17 protein-coding genes are annotated in these 17,194 nt (G+C 72.4%); 13 read left to right on the plus strand and 4 right to left on the minus strand.

The genetic code is table 11. The annotated features are described in order from the left end of the window. The first annotated feature begins 7 nt into the window (after positions 1-7). The 8 genes from BUE41_RS09795 to BUE41_RS09830 are packed head-to-tail and all read left to right on the plus strand — an operon-like array spanning position 8 to position 7,942. Positions 8-1,138, plus strand: a complete 1,131-nt coding sequence (locus BUE41_RS09795) for an FAD-dependent oxidoreductase (RefSeq protein ID WP_073456714.1) — start codon at positions 8-10, stop codon at positions 1,136-1,138. 9 nt (positions 1,139-1,147) lie between these two features. Continuing rightward, positions 1,148-1,552 (plus strand): hypothetical protein, encoded by a 405-nt coding sequence (locus BUE41_RS09800; protein ID WP_073456715.1) that lies wholly within the window; start codon positions 1,148-1,150, stop codon positions 1,550-1,552. A gap of 10 nt (positions 1,553-1,562) precedes the next feature. Then, on the plus strand, positions 1,563-4,052 hold the full coding sequence (locus tag BUE41_RS09805) for a xanthine dehydrogenase family protein molybdopterin-binding subunit (RefSeq protein WP_073456856.1): 2,490 nt from the start codon (positions 1,563-1,565) through the stop codon (positions 4,050-4,052). Further along, a complete protein-coding gene (locus tag BUE41_RS09810; RefSeq protein WP_073456716.1) occupies positions 4,052-4,888 on the plus strand; it encodes an FAD binding domain-containing protein in 837 nt (278 codons plus the stop codon). The genes BUE41_RS09805 and BUE41_RS09810 overlap by 1 nt, the downstream gene beginning before the upstream one ends. Continuing rightward, positions 4,888-5,481, plus strand: coding sequence for a (2Fe-2S)-binding protein (locus BUE41_RS09815; RefSeq protein WP_073456717.1), 594 nt, complete (start codon positions 4,888-4,890; stop codon positions 5,479-5,481). Before BUE41_RS09810 ends, BUE41_RS09815 begins: the two co-directional genes overlap by 1 nt. Then, positions 5,474-6,373: an AAA family ATPase gene (locus BUE41_RS09820; RefSeq protein ID WP_073456718.1), complete on the plus strand. Its 900-nt coding sequence runs from the start codon at positions 5,474-5,476 to the stop codon at positions 6,371-6,373. The genes BUE41_RS09815 and BUE41_RS09820 overlap by 8 nt, the downstream gene beginning before the upstream one ends. Next, positions 6,370-7,563: a vWA domain-containing protein gene (locus BUE41_RS09825; RefSeq protein ID WP_073456719.1), complete on the plus strand. Its 1,194-nt coding sequence runs from the start codon at positions 6,370-6,372 to the stop codon at positions 7,561-7,563. The genes BUE41_RS09820 and BUE41_RS09825 overlap by 4 nt, the downstream gene beginning before the upstream one ends. Next, the gene (locus BUE41_RS09830; protein ID WP_073456720.1) at positions 7,550-7,942 is read left to right on the plus strand and encodes a RidA family protein; all 393 of its coding nucleotides are present in this window, start codon (positions 7,550-7,552) and stop codon (positions 7,940-7,942) included. Before BUE41_RS09825 ends, BUE41_RS09830 begins: the two co-directional genes overlap by 14 nt. Positions 7,943-8,096: 154 nt before the next feature. On the opposite strand, the gene BUE41_RS32660 is transcribed toward BUE41_RS09830, so the two are convergent. Continuing rightward, complete coding sequence (locus BUE41_RS32660) at positions 8,097-9,005, minus strand: sensor histidine kinase (RefSeq protein ID WP_407691656.1); 909 nt, start codon at positions 9,003-9,005, stop codon at positions 8,097-8,099. A 210-nt stretch (positions 9,006-9,215) separates the two neighbouring features. Between BUE41_RS32660 and BUE41_RS09840 the strand changes: the two genes are divergently transcribed. Beyond that, positions 9,216-9,503 (plus strand): hypothetical protein, encoded by a 288-nt coding sequence (locus tag BUE41_RS09840; RefSeq protein WP_073456722.1) that lies wholly within the window; start codon positions 9,216-9,218, stop codon positions 9,501-9,503. A 3-nt stretch (positions 9,504-9,506) separates the two neighbouring features. Here the strand turns inward: BUE41_RS09840 and BUE41_RS09845 are convergent, their stop codons facing one another. Then, on the minus strand, positions 9,507-10,307 hold the full coding sequence (locus BUE41_RS09845; RefSeq protein WP_073456723.1) for a PaaI family thioesterase: 801 nt from the start codon (positions 10,305-10,307) through the stop codon (positions 9,507-9,509). Positions 10,308-10,350: 43 nt separating this feature from the next. Beyond that, entirely contained in the window at positions 10,351-10,782 is a 432-nt protein-coding gene (locus BUE41_RS09850; RefSeq protein WP_073456724.1) for a DUF1707 SHOCT-like domain-containing protein, read from the minus strand. 26 nt (positions 10,783-10,808) lie between these two features. Here BUE41_RS09850 and BUE41_RS09855 point away from each other — a divergent pair, with 26 nt between their 5' ends. Further along, positions 10,809-12,680, plus strand: coding sequence for a S9 family peptidase (locus BUE41_RS09855; RefSeq protein ID WP_073456725.1), 1,872 nt, complete (start codon positions 10,809-10,811; stop codon positions 12,678-12,680). Then, positions 12,677-13,723, plus strand: a complete 1,047-nt coding sequence (locus BUE41_RS09860; RefSeq protein WP_073456726.1) for a GNAT family N-acetyltransferase — start codon at positions 12,677-12,679, stop codon at positions 13,721-13,723. Before BUE41_RS09855 ends, BUE41_RS09860 begins: the two co-directional genes overlap by 4 nt. Positions 13,724-13,809: 86 nt before the next feature. Here the strand turns inward: BUE41_RS09860 and BUE41_RS09865 are convergent, their stop codons facing one another. Continuing rightward, the gene (locus tag BUE41_RS09865) at positions 13,810-14,898 is read right to left on the minus strand and encodes an ABC transporter ATP-binding protein (RefSeq protein ID WP_073456727.1); all 1,089 of its coding nucleotides are present in this window, start codon (positions 14,896-14,898) and stop codon (positions 13,810-13,812) included. A 163-nt stretch (positions 14,899-15,061) separates the two neighbouring features. Between BUE41_RS09865 and arsC the strand changes: the two genes are divergently transcribed. Then, the gene (gene arsC / locus BUE41_RS09870) at positions 15,062-15,412 is read left to right on the plus strand and encodes an arsenate reductase (glutaredoxin) (RefSeq protein WP_073456728.1); all 351 of its coding nucleotides are present in this window, start codon (positions 15,062-15,064) and stop codon (positions 15,410-15,412) included. 291 nt (positions 15,413-15,703) lie between these two features. Beyond that, entirely contained in the window at positions 15,704-17,143 is a 1,440-nt protein-coding gene (locus BUE41_RS09875; RefSeq protein ID WP_073456729.1) for an MDR family MFS transporter, read from the plus strand. The last annotated feature ends 51 nt before the right edge of the window (positions 17,144-17,194 follow it).

Below are 17,194 nucleotides of genomic sequence, written 5' to 3' on the forward strand. Positions count from 1 at the left end.
ACCCTGCATGACCACGACCAGGCACGCGGAGATCGCGGGTGCTGGCCTCGGCGGACTTGCATTGGCGATCGCGCTCGCCCAGAAGGGGTGGACGGTCCGCGTCCACGAACGATCGGACGAGCTGCGGATGTTCGGCGCCGGCATCTGGTTGTGGGAGAACGGGTTGCGTGCGCTCGCCGCGCTCGGCGTCGAGGAGGCCGCTACGGCCCGGGCGCGGCGGATCACGACCATGGTCGCCCGGGACCAGGACGGCCGGGCCCTGCTTCGCCGCAACTTCGGCACCGAGGACCGGCTGGTCCTCCCTCCCCGGGCGGACCTCTACGACGCACTGATCGCCCGCGTCGAGGAGCTCGGGGTCGACGTGGAGGTGGGATCGACCGCCGTCGGCATCACCCCGCACGGTGAGCTGGAGATCGAGGGCGGCAAGACGTTCAAGGCCGATCTCGTCGTCGCGGCCGACGGCGTGTTCTCCCGGCTCCGGGAGGCGCTGCTGCTGACCAAGCGCATCGACTACCTGGAGGAGGGGTACACCCGCCTGCTCATCCCGTGCCGCCCCGAGGACCCGGCCACCGAGGTGACCGAGTACTGGAGCGGATCGCGCAGGCTGCTGTACGACCCGTGCACCGACGAGGTCAACTACATCTGCCTGTGCTGCCCGGTCGACGACGAGCCCGGCCGGCGCGTGCCCGTCGACAAGGAATCCTGGCTGGCATCCTTCCCCACGCTCGGCGGGATCATCGAGCGGATCGACGACACGGGCCGGTGGGACCGCGCCATGCGGGTCACCCCGCGGGCGTGGTCGCGCGGCGTCGCCGCCATCGTCGGCGACGCCGCGCACGGCCAGCCGCCGAACCTCGGGCAAGGCGCGAACCTGACGTTCCAGAACTGCTTGGCCATGGCCGAGTACCTGGAGCGCGACGCGGACATCCCGACGGCGTTGACGAAGTGGGAGCGCAACGAGCGCCCCCTGACGGACCACATCCAGCGCTGGACCGATCTCTACGGCCGGGTGGCGAGCGCGTGGCCGGACCGGTTCGCCCACCGCCGCAGCCAGTTCCTGGAAGTGGTGACCCGGATCCCCTGGGTCGACCGGCAGTTGAACAAGGCGGCCCGGCACCGGCCGGTCGGCACCCGGTGAGGAGCGACGATGAGTGAGAACAGCACGGGAACCCACTACCTCCCGCGACCGGAGAAGATCACCGCGGAGTACATGCGGGACGTGCTCGACGAGTACTACGCGAAGAAGTGGAACGCCAACCCCGACACGGTCGCGGCCGTGTCCTCGTGGCGGAACTGGCCGCTCGTCGTGCGCATGCCCGACCTCAAGCAGGACTTCACCGTACTGATCGACAACGGGGTCGTGCAGAAGGTGAGCGTCGGGCTGCCGGAACGGCCGCGCATCCTCACCGTGATGCTCGCGGAGACGATGCAGCGCATCTACTACGACGAGACGACCGCCGCGATCGAGTCCATCTCCGGGCGGATCAAGATCCGCGGCAACGAGGTCGAGCGGCGCAGGCTGCTCGCCGCGATCTCCTTCCTGACCTGGTGAGGGGGTGGAGGTGACCGAGACGCAAGCCCGCCCCACCGGCGTGGCACCGCGGTTGGTCGGGACCTCGGTGCCGCGGAAGGAGGACCTGGCCCTGCTCACCGGCACCGCGCGGTTCGTCGACGACATCCGGCTGCCGGGAATGGTGCACGCGCGCATCCTGCGCAGCGACGTCGCGCACGCCCGGGTGCGCACCGTCGACACCGCGCCCGCGCTGGAGGTCCCCGGTGTGCTCGACGCCATGGCCGGCGCCGAGCTCGTCGGAAAGGTGAAGCCCTGGGGCGACCTGATGCAGGACCTCCTCGTCGGCGACCACTTCCCTTTCGCCACCGACAAGGTGCTCTACCAGGGCCAGGAGCTCGCCGCGGTCGTCGCCGAGACTCCCCACCAGGCCTGGGACGGCTGCGAGGCCGTCCGCGTCGAGCTCGAGGAGCTCCCGGCGGTCGTCGACCCGGAGGAGGCGCTGTCCCCGACCGCGCCGCTCATCCAGGAGCAGATCCTCTACGAGTTCGGCGAGGGCAACGTCTTCGACCGGTACAAGGTCCGGGTCGGCGACTTCGCCGCGGCCGAGGCGGAGGCCGCTGTCGTCGTGCGCCAGCGGTTCGCCACCAACAAGCAGGCCGGGGCGGCCCTCGAACCGCACGGCTGCGTCGCCGACTACGACTCGTTCACGGGGGTGCTCACCCTCTACTCGTCGACGCAATCGATCTACATGGTCCGCGACGTCCTCGCCGACGTCCTGCAGATCCCGCGCACGAAGGTCCGGGTGCTCGTCCCCGCGGTCGGCGCCGGGTTCGGCTCGAAGGCGCAGATCTTCGCGCACGAGGTCATCGCATCGCTGTTCTCGATGCGGCTCGGTCGCCCGGTGAAGCTGATGCTCCCCCGGGCGGACGTGTTCCGGGCCGGAACCACCCGCAACGCCCAGGTGCACTACGCGGAGCTGGCCATGGCGGCCGACGGGACGATCACCGGCTACCGCGACTACATCGTCCACAACACCGGAGCCATGTCGGTGTGGGGCAACCAGGTCGTCCACATCGGCACCAACGTCGGGATGCTCCCGTACGCGATCCCGAACGTGCACGTCGACTCCGACATCGTGCACACCACGACCGCACCCGGCGGCCCCCTGCGCGGCTTCGGCATCCCGCAGGCGATCTGGGTGAAGGAGCAGCTCGTCGACATGGCGGCGCGCGAGCTGGGGCTGGACCCGCTCGCTGTGCGGGAACGCAACGTCATCGACCCGGCCGAGTTCCCCTACCGCACCCCGATGGGGCACGTCATCGACTCGACCTCGATCAAGCGGTGCCTGCAGACGTGCGCCGACGCGATCGGGTGGGACGCACCGCGCGCCCCGTACGAGGGCAAAGGCCTCGCGGTGTCGATGAAGTACACCAGCGCCCGGCACCCCTCGCTCGACACCGATCTGTCCGCGGTGCGGTTGCGCCTGGAGACGGACGGCACGGTCACGATCTACTCGAGCGACGTCAGCCACGGCCAGGGCCACGCGACGATGCTCGCCCAGATCGTCGCGGACGGCCTCGGCGTCGGGATCGAGAAGGTGAGCCTGGCCCCGCCGGACAGCATGACCGCGCCGTTCGGCTTGGGCACCTACGCGTCCCGCGGCGCAGCCGTGCTGGGCACCGCGTGCCGGCTCGCCACGCAGCGGCTGCGGGACAAGGTCCTCGCGATCGCGGCGCACGTCCTCGAGGTCGCACCGGAGGATCTCGACACCGGCAACGACCGCGTCTTCGTCAAGGGCCTGCCCGACACGGGCATCTACCTGGAGATCATCGCGGCGACGGCGGCGTACCGGACCCACCAGCTGCCGCCGGGCTTCGAACCGACCCTGGAGGCGGTCGCGACGTACGACACCCCGACCGAGCGGGAGGCACCCGATGGGCGGGGGAACCTCAGCGTGACCTACTCCGGCGCCGCCCATGCCGCACACGTCCGCGTCGATCCCGACACAGGCCGGATCACCGTCCTCGACTACGCCATGGCGCACGACACCGGCACCGTGATCAACCCTTTGATCGTCGAAGGACAGCACCACGGTGGCTTCGCGATGGGGCTGGGGATGGTGCTGTCCGAGGACTACGTCTACGACGAGCAGGGCAGGTTGCTGAACGCCTCGTTCAAGGACTACCTGGCGGTGACGGCAACCGACGTGCCGGAGCTGTCCAAGACGGTGGAGATCCCCGCACCGTCGACGATGATCCCGGGTGGGCAGAAGGGCGCCGGCGAATCCGGCACGGGCCCGGTCCCCGCCGCGATCGGCAACGCCGTCTTCGACGCCACCGGCATCCGGTTCACCACCCTCCCGATCACGCCCCAGCGCATGCTCGTCGCGCTGCGGGAGAAGGAGCGGCGCGGCGTCGAGACGCTGCGCTACCCCGACGACATGCCCGACTTCCGCGGGCCTCGTCAGCACACCGACTGGCCGTCCCCGGTCGCGAGCGACGCCGACCTCGATCTCGACTTCGACTGGGAGGACGACTGATGCGGCCGTTCACCTGGCTGACACCCGAAACCACGGAGGAGGCGGTCGCACTGCTGCGGGCGCACGGCGAGGGAGCCCGCGTGATCGCAGGCGGCCAGACCCTCCTCCTCGCGATGAAGGAACGTCTCGTCGGACCGTCGCACCTGGTCTCCCTCGCCCGCATCACCGACCTGGCCGGGATCACGACCGAACCGGACGGTGCGCTCGTCGTCGGTGCCGCCACGACCTACGCCGCCCTGACCCGCGCCGAGCTGCCCGGCTGGCAACGCCGGCTGTCCGAGGTCGCCGGTGATCTCGCCGACCGGCCCGTGCGCAACCGCGGAACCATCGGCGGCGCGCTGTGCGCGGCCGATCCTCGGTTCGACATGCCGGCGTTCGCAGTCGGCGTCGACGCGGAGCTGCGCATCAGCGGAGCGGCGGGCGAGCGGGCTCTGCCCGCGCACGAGTTCCTGGTCGATGCCGGGCGCACCGCACTGGGACAGGACGAGATCCTCACCGCGGTGGTGCTGCCGCCGCTGCCCACGTGGGACGTCGTGGTCTTCGAGAAGTTCCGCCACCGCGTCTTCGACGCGGCGATCGCGTCAGCGGTCTGCGCACTGCGCCGGGAGGATCACGGCGTGCCGGCCTCGCTCCGTATCACGGTCGCCGGCGCGACCCCCACCCCGACCGTGGTTCTCGTCGACGCCGCGGCCGACGGTGCGGCCGCTGCGGAGTCCGCGGTGGCGGCCGTCCGGCTCGACTCGTCGGACGAGGCGACCCGCTACCGCCGGGAACTGGTCCACACCCTGGTCCGCCGCGTCGTCGACCGGGCTCACGCCCAGCAGGGAAGTGTCTGATGCAGAAGGTCTGCCTCACCGTCAACGGCCGAGAGGTCAGCGCCGAGATCGACGAGCGGACGCTGTTGCTGGAGTTCGTCCGCGACGTCGCCGGGCTGACCGGAACGCACAACGGATGCCTCGAAGCCCGGTGCGGATGCTGCGTGGTCGAGGTCGACGGGGACGTCGTCAAGTCCTGCAACGTCCTCGCCGTGCAGGTCGACGGCGCCGAGATCACGACGATCGAGGGGCTGGCCCCGCAGCGGCTCGCGCCGGTCGACCAGATCACGACGCAGAGCCTCGCTGGCGTGTACCGCCCGGTCGAGGCGGTGCGTGGCACGCCTGAGGACCTCCACCCGGTTCAAGCGGCGTTCCACCGCTGCCACGCCGTGCAGTGCGGGTTCTGCACCCCGGGGATGGTGATGGTCCTCAAGGACTACCTGGAGGAGAACCCCGAGCCGACGCGGGACGACGTGCGGCGGGCGATCGCGGGCAATCTCTGCCGCTGCACCGGCTACCAGCACATCGTCGACGCCGCGATGGAGGCCGCCGCCGAGATGCGCGGCGAGCGAGTGCCGGACCGCCCCACGCACGGCTCCACCGACGGTGCCTGAGCCCGACGCCCCTGACCCGGTCGCCGAGCTGATCACGTCCTTGGCCGGCACCGGATACATCGCGGACCGCGAGCTCGCACTGGTGCTGCACCTCGCGGAGACCCTGGAACTGCCCGTTCTCCTGGAGGGCGAACCCGGGGTCGGCAAGACCGCGGTGGCGGAGGCGCTGGCGACCGCGAAGGGAGCGCGCCTGGTGCGGCTGCAGTGCTACGAGGGCCTCGGCGCCCAGCACGCGCTCTACGAGTGGGACTACGCTCGTCAACTCCTGGAGATCCGCATGGCCGAGGCGCGCGGCTCGGTGGGCGACGAGCTGCGGTCCGCGGTGTTCTCGCCCGAGTTCCTGCTGCGCAGGCCGCTGCTGGAAGCCATCGATCCGCCGGACGATCGGCCCGTCGTGCTGCTGGTCGACGAGGTCGACCGGGCCGACCAGGAGTTCGAGGCGCTCCTGTTGGAGGTGCTCGGTCAATTCCAGGTAACCGTGCCTGAACTCGGCACGATCGTCGCGACGAAGAAGCCCCGCGTCGTGCTCACGGCGAACCGGACGCGTGCGCTCTCCGACGCATTGCGCCGCCGCTGCCTCTACCACTGGCTGCCCTACCCGACGGTCGACCGCGAGGTGCGGATCGTCGAGGCCCGCGTTCCCGAGGCGTCCACGGAGCTGGTGCAGCGCGCTTGTGCCCTCGTCGCCCAGATGCGCGACCGCGCCTACCGCAAGACGCCAGGGATCTCCGAGACCGTCGACTGGGTGCGAGCACTCACCGCGATGGGCGGGCGACTGGACGCCGACTCCCTCCGCGACTGCGCAGGTTGCCTGGTGAAGGACGCCGACGACCTCACCCGATTCCGCCGCGGCGAGGGCGCCGATCTGCTGCGCGTGGTAGGCACAGGGTGACCGGCCGAGAGACCCCGTCCAGCGCGCGACACAGCGTCGTCGCGCTGGCCCGGGCCGCCCGCCGCCGGCGGACCGGACGGATCACGGACGACGTCGTGCTCTTCGCGGACCTGATGCGGTCCTGCGGCGCCCTGGTCCCCGGCGGAGCACCGGCCCGGGCCGTGCACGCCCTCAACGCGGTCCGCCTCGATCGGCGGGCCGACGTGCACGGGGCGATGCGGGCGGCGCTGGTGACCGATCGCCCGTCATCGCGGCTGTTCGACCTGCTCTTCCCGATCTTCTGGGGCCCCGCCGACATCATCCCGACCACCACCGGACCCACGGCCCACGCCGCATCGTCGGCGCTCGCCGAAGGCGAGCAGGCCGGGATCGGCAGCCCCGGCTCCGCCGAGCGACGCACGGGGAGCCGTCGGGCACCCCGGCCGACGGCGAGCGACCACGCAGGTGATCTGACCCCGGCCGGGCCGGCCCGAGCGGAGGACGTCGACGCCGAGGTCCGCCGCATGCTCCGCGCGCTCGCCCGCGCCCCAGGCCACCGTCACCGGGCGGCCCCGACCGGTGACGGGCTGGACCTGCGCACCAGCCTCCGGCACGGACTGCAGGCCGGGGAGCTGGTCGAGCTGCGGCGCACCCGGTTCCGGCCGAGCCGGGCCGAGATCGCCATCCTGTGCGACGTCAGCTCGTCGATGACCGGCATGACCGGCCTGTTCCTGGCCGTCACCCATGCGCTGGCGCGGCAGGCCCGGCTCGTCGAGGCCGGGATCTTCCACGTCGACCTCACCCTGATCGGGGAGCAGCTGCGGCGCCTCCCGCTGAGCGCAGCCGTGCGACGGCTCGGTGCGGAGTCGGGCGGCACCCGGATCGGTCACTGCCTGCGGGAGTTCCTCGACGCCGTCGAGTTCCGCCTCAGCGCGCGGACGATCGCTTTCATCCTCTCGGACGGCTGGGACGTCGGGGAGCCGGAACTCCTCGCCGCCCAGATGCGCCGGCTGCGCGAGCGCGTCGGCCGGATCGTCTGGTGCGACCCGCACGCCGCCGCCACCGGGTTCGATCCGCAGGTTCGTGGGCTGTGCGTGGCGTTGCCGTACGTCGACGACCACCTCGACCTCTCCGGCCCCGCCGCCCTGCGCGGCATCGCCGATCACTTCGAACGCCCACACCAACCACGGAGGACCCATGACCGTTCGTGAAGAGCTCGTCGTCCCCGGCGGCCCGCCCGCCGTGTCCCACTACACCGACGCCGTCCGCTTCGGCGACCTCCTGTACGTGTCCGGGATGGTCGCGCTCTCGCCCGAAGGGGAAGTCATCGGGAAGGGCGACGTCACAGCGCAGGCTCGGTACGTCCACGAGCTCATGAGCAAGACGTTCGAGCTGGTCGGCGCGTCCTTCGCCGATGTGCTGAAGGTGACCGTCTACCTGACCGACATCAATGACCGCCAGGCCGTCAACGAGGTCCGCAAGGAGTTCTTCGGGCCCGCGAAACCGGCGTCCACCCTCGTCGAGGTCAGTGCGCTCGTGCTGCCGGAGCTGCTGGTCGAGGTCGAGGCGGTCGTCGGGATCCCGTCGTGAGCACGGCACGCTCGATGGCTACCCGGGGCATCCCCCTCGTCGATCTCACAATCTACCCCTGTGCACCGCCGACGCCGCTGTCGTCGGGATGGCCGAACGGCTCGGGCTGAACGAGGTCGCCACCTCGACGTCCACCCGCGGCACGTCGATCGCCTCACCCGGACCGCCGCCACAGCCGCCAGGCCCGCGGCTCGCCCGCGTGCGCCTGGGCAGCGTCGGCCTGGGCGAAGCGCAGCCGCACGCGCGCACCGCCCAGGCCTGACCGCTCGATGTGGATCGTCCCACCCGTGGCCTCGACGGCGTCGCGGGCGATAGCGAGCCCGAGGCCGGTCGAGCCCGACGTGCTCACGCCGCGGCGCAGGGCTGCTGCCGGGTCGGTGAACCCCGGGCCGGCGTCGTCGACGTCGAGCCGCACCCACCCGGCGTGCTGCACCACCGACACGCCGAAGGCGGTCCCGTCCGGGACGTAGCGGAAGATGCCGCCCATCAGGGCGTCGACGACGGCGGCCAGGTCCTCCGCTTGCAGCGGGAATGTCGCCGGACCGCGGGGCAGATCGACGCTGCAGCTGCGGCCACCGTGACGGCCGAGGGCCGAGCAGAACGCCATCCGCCGCGACACGACCTCGACGGCGTCGCAGCGCGCCGCCTCGTCGAGCACGCTCGGAGTCGCCGGGACGGCGCGGATGAGCGAGTCGACCGCACTGCGCACCCGATCGGCCGCGGGATCGGGGCCGATGGCGCCGACGTACAGCGACAGCGCGGTGAGCGGGGTGCGCAGCCGGTGCGACAGGTCGGCGGCGACCCGCCGCTCGTGGGTGCGCGCGTTCTCGATCCGCACCCCCACCGACTCCACGCCGGCCGCGAGCGCCGCGGTCTCCGGGGTCGACATGGTCAGCCGCTGCGGGGCCGCACCTCCTGCCGGCCTCGCGCAGCATGACGACCAGCTCGCCCAGCCCAGGTCGGCGCTGATCTCCTCCAGCCCGGCGACCATCCGCAGCGCCGTGGTCTTGCCGCATCCGGACGGCCCCACCAGCACGAGGAACTCGCCGCCCATGATGTCGATGGTGAGGTCGGTGACGGGCCGCGTCCCGTCCGAGTACGCCTTACCGACACATGGTCGATATCGGTACCTGCCATGACTCCCCCGCGGGCTACGGCGCCTCGGACGTGATGGCCGTCACTGACAGGGCGAAAGCGTAGGGACAAGCACCGAAAGAGGGCCTTAAGAGCGCGCCACACGTGGCTCAAAGCCGGCGACTGCCACACTCCGCCCGTGACGGTTCGACTGTGCGCGCTGCTGTGGCCCCACGACGGGAAGGACACCGAGCTGCGCCGCTACGAGGACGCCGTGCTCCCTCTGCTGACCGAGCACGGCGGCACGCTGGTCGCCCGGGAGACGGTCACGCGGACGAGCCCCGACGATCCGCTCGAGATCCACGTCCTCGAGTTCCGCGACCAGGCCGGGCTGGACGGCTACCTCACCGATCCGCGCCGCCTCGCGCTGGAGGACGACCGGGTCCGGGCGATCGCCCGCTCCCAGGTGCTCCGCCTGCGAGCCTGAAGGTCAACCGCGCCAGCGCGACGCCGTGCCGACGGCGGCGAGCCGACCCGCAGCGTCGTGCAGCTCGGTGCGCACCACGGCGAACCGAGCGCCCACCCGCACCGGCGACGTGCGGGTCGTGAAGCGGCTGCCGTCCGCGGGCACGGTGCGCAGGAACGTGGCGTCGTAGTCGGTCGGCGCGCCGGCCAGCCGTGGGGCGACGGCGTCGAGCCCACCGGACAGCGCGTCGGCGAGCACGGCCGCGACGACGCCGCCGTGCAGCTGCCCGTACAGGTTGGCGAACGCGGAGGCGGCGATGCCCTGGGTCGACAGCCCGTCGGGCGCGGTCGTCACGGCCAGGTCGGCGAACCCGGTCGGCTCGCCGCCGGTCGCGACCTGCAGCGCCGTGCCCGGGGTGGGGGCGATGAGCGCACAGCGGCCGATGGCCCGGGCGAGCGGGACCCCGTCGGAGCGGACGAACTCGACCGAGCTCACCACCGCGTCCGCGCCGACGGTGACGGCGTTCGCGGTCGCGAGCACCTCGGTGCCCGCCCCCACCGGCGGGCTCAGCTCGCAGAACTGCAGCGTGAGCGTCGAGAGCCTGCGGTCGACGGTCAGCGTGGAGAACACCGACATCGTCACCGCGTAGTCGGCGAGCACCAGCACCGCGCCCGGGCCGCGCACGCCGGACGCCGGCGGGGCCAGCAGACGCGCGGTCACCCGGCCCGGCTCGACGTGGCACAGCTCGGCGCCGACGGTGGCGATCGCGGCGGCGACGGGGGCGGCACCGGCGACGGTCGCGTGCAGCCGTTCGCGGGGGAGCATGCTGCCGACAGTAGGACTCCGTTCGGCCGGGCGCAGGACCCGGTCAGTCCCGCTGCGGGCGGCCGATCCCGAAGGCGTAGAGGACGGCGAGCGCGGCGCCGGGCACGAGCAGCCACAGCGGCCACGGGTGCACGACGATCCCGGTCAGGGCGAGGATGCCCCACGCCGTCGTGTTCACCACGGCCAGGCACGTCCAGATGATCGTGAGCACCCGCATCGCGGTGCCGCCGCCGGTGTCGGAGAACACCCGGGACCGCTTCGCGACGGCGCTGCCGGCAAGGGGCGGCTCCGGCAGGTCGGCGATCACCCTCTCCAGCTCGCCGCGGGTGCGAGCGGCCCAGGTGGCGCGCACGCGCTCGTCGAACTCGGCGAGGTCGAGCTGCCCGACCTCCTGGGCGCGGCGCAGCCGCTCCTCCACGCGGGTGCGCTCGACGTCGGACACGCGCAGTTCCTCCGGACGGACGGGCTCGGCCATCCGGCGATACTGGCACGATCATGGCCATGGTCGTCCACCCCGTCGCCACCGTGCCCGAACGGCTCTTCCCCGACGACGACGAACGGGAAGCGCGCTGGCGGGCGCGGTTCACCGCGCCGCGGGTGTCGCGGCCGCACTGGGCGAAGGACGCGCCGGACCGCTGCGTCTACACCTCGAACGTCAGCGGGACCGTCGAGGTGTACGTGTGGGACCGCGCCACCGACACCCACCGCCAGGTCACCGACCGTCCCGCCGGCACCTACAACGCCGCCCTCACCCCCGACGGGGAGCAGGTGTGGTGGTTCGACGACACCGACGGCGACGAGTTCGGGCACTGGGTCGCCGAACCGTTCGCCGGCCGACCCGCCGCGGAGGAACCCCGGCCGGCCGTGCCCGGCGTCGAGGACGGCTACGGCGCCGGCCTGGAGATCGGTCGCTCCGTGGTGGCCGTGGGGACGTCGACCGACGACGGCACCCGAATCTGGGTGCGCCGGGGCGACGGCCCCGCCGAGCTCATCTACGAGCACCGGGAGGACGCCGGCGTCGGCGCGCTGTCGGAGGACGAGACGCTCCTGATCATCGTCCACTCCGAGCACGGCGACTCCCGCCATCCCGATCTGCGGGCGATCCGGGTGGCCGACGGCTCGACGGTCGCGGAGCTGTCCGACGGCCCGGGCAAGGGCCTGGACGTGACCGCGTTCTCCCCGGTCGCCGGCGACCAGCGGGCGCTGGTCGTGCACGAGCGGCGCGGCCGCGAGGAGCTGCTGATCTGGGACCCAGTGGCGGGGACCGTCACCGAACTGGACATCGACCTGCCTGGTGAGCTCGCCGCCGACTTCACCCCGGACGCCGAGGCCCTGCTGGTCTGGCACACCCACGCCGCCCGCACCCGTCTGTACCGCTACGAGCTCGCCACCGGCGCGCTCACCGAGCTGCCGACTGCGCCGGGCACCGTGACCAGCGCCGACACCCGACCCGACGGCACCGTCGAGTACGTGTGCTCGTCGGCCGCCGAGCCGGCGACGATCCGGGCGCTGCACCCCGACGGCACCGACCGCGTCCTGCTCGTCCCGCCCGGCGAGCGGGCCCCCGGATCGGTTCCGGTCACGGACCTGTGGGTGCCCGGGGACGGCGGGCGGATCCACGCGCTCGTCGCCCGCCCCGACGACGCCGAGCTCCCCGCACCGACGGTGGTCAGCCTGCACGGCGGGCCGCACGCCGCCGACGAGGACGCGTTCAGCGCGGTCCGCGCGGCGTGGGTGGACGCGGGGTTCGTCCACGTCGAGATCAACTACCGGGGCTCGACCGGCTATGGCTCGGCGTGGCGGGACGCGATCGAGGGCCGCCCCGGCACCACGGAGCTGGCCGACGTGGCGGCCGTCGTGGACCAGCTCGTCGCCGACGGGGTGGCCGATCCCGCGAAACTGGTCGTGGAGGGCTGGTCGTGGGGTGGCTACCTCGCGCTGCTCGCGGCCGGCATCCAGCCGGAACGGTGGGCGGCCTGCATCGCGGGGGTGCCCGTAGCCGACTACCTCACCGCCTACGCCGACGAGATGGAGCAGCTGCGCGCGTTCGACCGGGCGCTGTTCGGCGGATCTCCTGAGGAGAAGCCCGAGCTGTACCGCGCCGCGTCACCGATCACGCACGTCGCCGCCGTGCGCGCACCGGTGCTGATCCTCGCCGGGGAGAACGACCCGCGCTGCCCCATCCGCCAGATCGAGAACTACCTCGACGCACTCGCCGAGGAGGGCAAGGACTACCAGGTGTTCCGGTTCGACGCCGGGCACGGATCGCTCGTCGTCGAGGAGACCATCGCGCACGTTGCGACGGAGATCTCCTTCGCTCGGCGTGCCGTCATGGGATGGTCACGCCGCGGCAACATGGAGTGGTCAGCATGAACGACGTGGCACTGTGGCGACTGCATGTCGAGCTCGAGGATCGACCCGGACGGCTCGGCGAGCTGGCCACGGCGATCGGTGGCGCGGGCTGCAACATCCTGTCCCTGCACGTGGTCGGCGAACCCACTGACGACGGCGCGGTCACCGACGAGCTGCTGGTGAAGGTGCCCGAGGGCACCGACCCGGCGGCGGTCGTCGCGTCCGTGGAGCAGGCCGGGATCCCCTGCACCCTGCTGGTGCGCGCGGACGCCACCGAACTCGCGGACCCGGCGACCACCGCGCTGGCGCTCGCGCGGATGGTGGCGGCCGACCCGGGCAGCGCCCCGCGCGCCGTGGCCACGATGCTGCGGGCGCAGCTGGTCGATCCGGCGATCGATCAGCCCGGGCACGTGCACACCCTCCGGGTCGGCACCCAGCAACTGCGGCTCTCGCGGGCGTGGCCGTTCACCGCGACCGAGCTGTCCCGGGCGGCGGCGCTGCTGGAGCTGGCGGCGCAGCTGTCCCTGCGCGGCGACCAGCAGCCCGGCGGCGAGGACCAGCAGATCGTCGCGCTCCCGGACGGTTCGCAGGTGCGGCTGCGCACCGCCACGCCCACCGACGGCCCGCTCGTCGCTGCGCTGCACGCCCGCTGCTCCCCGGCCACCCGCCGCGCCCGCTTCCTCAGCCCCACCCCGCAGCTGCGCCAGGAGGAGCTGGACGAGCTGCTCGGGATCGGCTCCGGGCAGGCGATCCTCGCGGTCACGGTGGACGGCGGCAGCGCCGTCGGCATCGTGACGCTGTCCGATCCCGACCTCGGCGTGAGCCGCTTCGGGGTGCTCGTCGAGGACGCCTGGCAGGGCCGCGGCCTCGGTACGGCGCTGATGCGGCGCGCGGCCGAGCGGGCCGCTGCCGCCGGTGCGGCCGAGCTGACCGGCGTGGTGCGGCCGGACGGCGTCGGCGTCACCCGCCTGCTGCGCCGGGCCGGGATGCTGCGGCCGTCGGCGGAGATGGTGGGAGACGAGGTGCACCTGCATGCGCACCTCGCGCCCGTGCCGGTCGGCTGAGCCCGGGGTTCGGCACGTGCCGAGGACGACGTCGCCGCGACCTCCGATCAATCGGTCCGCAGCGACGCCGTCCTCGACGTGGCGTGCTAGTCGAGCTCGATGCGCTCGCCCGTGTCACCGGCGAACATGTGCAGTCCGCCCTTGCGCGGGGCGAGGTGCAGCACTGAACCCTTCGCGGGCGGGGTGCGGCCGTCCACGCGCGCGATGATCGCGTGGCGGACACCGCCGATCACGGTGCTGCCGTAGACGTACGCGTCGGCGCCCAGCTCCTCGACCACGTCCACCTCGGTCTCCAGGCCCTGGCCCGCCCCGACGATGTCCATGTCCTCGGGCCGCACGCCGATCGTGACGTCGCGGGTGGACCCGGCGGCGTCGGCCGCGGACCGCGGCACGCGGATCTCGGTGCCGCCGAAGTGCAGCACGTCACCGTCGAGGGTGATGGGCAGCAGGTTCATCGCGGGCGAGCCGATGAAGCCGGCCACGAAGACGTTGGCGGGCTTGTCGTACATCCGCCGCGGGGTGTCGACCTGCTGCAGCACCCCGTCCTTGAGCACGGCGACGCGGTCGCCCATCGTCATGGCCTCGACCTGGTCGTGGGTGACGTAGACGGTGGTGATGCCGAGCCGGCGCTGCAGCGACGCGATCTGCGTGCGGGTGGACACGCGCAGCTTCGCGTCGAGGTTGGACAGCGGCTCGTCCATGCAGAACACCTGCGGCTGCCGCACGATCGCGCGGCCCATCGCCACGCGCTGGCGCTGACCACCGGAGAGCGCCTTCGGCTTGCGGTCCAGGAACTCCTCGAGATCGAGGATCTTCGCGGCCTCCAGGACGCGCTTGCGGATGTTCTCCTTCGACTCGCCGGCGATCTTGAGCGCGAAGCCCATGTTCTCCGCGACGGTCATGTGCGGGTAGAGCGCGTAGTTCTGGAAGACCATCGCGATGTCACGGTCCTTCGGCGGCACGTTCGTGACGTCGCGGCCCCCGATGTAGATCGAGCCCTTGTCGACGTCCTCCAGGCCGGCGAGCATCCGCAGCGACGTGGACTTGCCGCAACCGGACGGGCCGACCAGGACGAGGAATTCCCCGTCAGCGATCTCCAGGTTCAGATCCTCGACCGCGGGCTTCGTCGCACCGGGATAGATGCGGTACGCGTGGTCGTAGACGACTTCGGCCATGACGGGTCCTTCCCTTCCACCGGCAGGAACGTGCCGGACGATCCGAGTGTGAGGGCGGTGGCACTCTCGCACGCCCGACCGGAGCAGCGCCATACCCTGCTACCGACCGTCACGACGCAGGCACGATGGACGCACGGTGGGTAGCGGATGCGACGATCCGTACGTGGACGACGTGACGATCTGGCACAACCCGCGCTGCTCGAAGAGCCGCGGCGCGCTGCAGCTGCTCACCGAGGCCGGGGTGACGCCGACCGTGGTGCGCTACCTCGAGACCCCGCCGACCCGGGTCGAGCTGGAGGATGTGCTGCGCAAGCTGGGCACCGACGACCCGCGCGCGATCATCCGCACCGGTGAGAAGGCCTACCGCGAGCGCGGCCTCGCCGAGGCCGACCGCGACACCCTGCTCGACGCGCTGGTGGAGGAGCCGTCGCTGATCGAGCGACCGATCGTGCAGGCCGGGGACCGGGCCGTCGTGGGCCGGCCGCCGGAGAAGGTGCGCGAGCTGCTGGACTGAGCCCGGCTCGCGCGCCGGAGTCGTGGCAGAAGCGCCGCTGTGTCGACGGCGCTTCGCTCCGTCGCCGCAGAGCGCGGGCTCGCACGAGCGCCGTGATCACCTTCCGGTCGTGCTCGGCCAGGTGAGGCGGGACAGTCCGGGGTGGTGAGCCCGGGCGCCGTCGCGGCAGATCGGCTGCGGCGGGAGCCTCGGCCACGCCGGGAAGCGGCAGCGATGCGCGGCGTCGCGCGAGCCCGGGTGGGGTTCACCACGAACTGCGCACGCGTAACGGCGGCGGACGAGAATGGGCCGGTGAGGACCGGGACCTCCATCGGACTGCGCTCGGACCGGGGGCCGGTGCTCCTGGCGGCCATGCTCGCCACGGCGCTCATCGCGATCGACTCCACGATCATCTCGACCGCGGTGCCCTCGATCGTCGCCGACATCGGCGGGTTCACCGAGTTCCCCTGGCTGTTCTCGTGCTACCTGCTCGCGCAGGCGGTCACCGTGCCGGTGTACGGCAAGCTCGCCGACCTGTTCGGGCGCAGGCCGGTCCTGCTGATCGGCATCGGGGTGTTCCTCGTCGGCTCGGTGCTGTGCGGACTGGCCTGGGCGATGCCGGTGCTGATCGCCGCGCGGGTGGTGCAGGGTCTAGGCGCCGGGGCGATCCAGCCGATGGCGGTCACGATCGTCGGGGACCTGTACACGACCGCCGAGCGGGCCCGCGTGCAGGGCTACATCGCGAGTGTGTGGGCGATGTCGTCGGTGGTCGGTCCGACGCTCGGCGGCCTGCTGTCGGAGTACGCCTCGTGGCGGTGGATCTTCCTGATCAACGTGCCGCTGTGCTTGATCACGGCGGCGCTGGTCGTGAAGAAGTTCGCCGAGCGCGTGCAGCGGGGGCGGCCGCGGATCGACGTCCGCGGATCGGTGCTGCTCACCGCGGGGCTGACGCTGGCGCTGCTGGCGATCCTGGAGGGTGGGCAGGCCTGGGCGTGGCTCTCCCCCGCCGGGATCGCGATCACCGGCGGCGCCGTCGTGCTGCTCACGGTGTTCGTGCTGGTGGAGCGCAAGGCCGCGGAACCGGTGCTGCCGCTGTGGGTGTTCAAGCGGCGGCTGCTCGTCGTCAGCGGGATCATCGCCGTCGGCGCCGGGGCCATCTGGCTCGGGCTCTCCTCGTACGTCCCCACCTACGTGCAGGTGGTGCTCGGGCACGGCCCGCTCGTGGCGGGCCTGGCGGTCGGTGCGCTGCTGCTGGGCTGGCCGGCCGCTGCGTCGCAGTCCGGGCGGATCTTCCTGCGCTTCGGCTTCCGGGTCTGCGTGGTGCTCGGCACCTCGCTCGCCGTGATCGGCTCGGCGTTCCTGCTCACCCTCGACGAGGAGACCCCGGTGCTCCTCGTCGCCGCCTTCTGCGCGTTCATCGGGCTCGGCATGGGGTTCACCGTGGCCCCGACCGTGATCGCGTCGCAGTCGAGCGTCGGCTGGTCCGAGCGCGGTGTCGTCACCGCCGCCAACATGTTCCTGCGCTCCACCGGCAGCGCGGTGGGTGTCGCCGTGTTCGGCGCGATCGCCAACGCCACGGTCGGTTCCCGGATCAGCGAGGTCGCCGGGACCGCCGTCGACCCGGACCTGCTCAGCGTCGCGATGGTCCGCATCGCCGCGGTGATGGTGCTCCTCGCGGTCGTCATGCTGGTCGCGGCGACGCGGATCCCGGCGCGGATCGTCGAACAGCCCCGCACCCCGGACGGCGTGTGAAGGTCTCGTGGAGGTTCGCCCCGATCGGTGCCGGGCCGGGAGCGGGCCACG

This window comes from Pseudonocardia thermophila, from assembly GCF_900142365.1.
GTDB classification, from domain to species: Bacteria; Actinomycetota; Actinomycetes; order Mycobacteriales; family Pseudonocardiaceae; genus Pseudonocardia; species Pseudonocardia thermophila.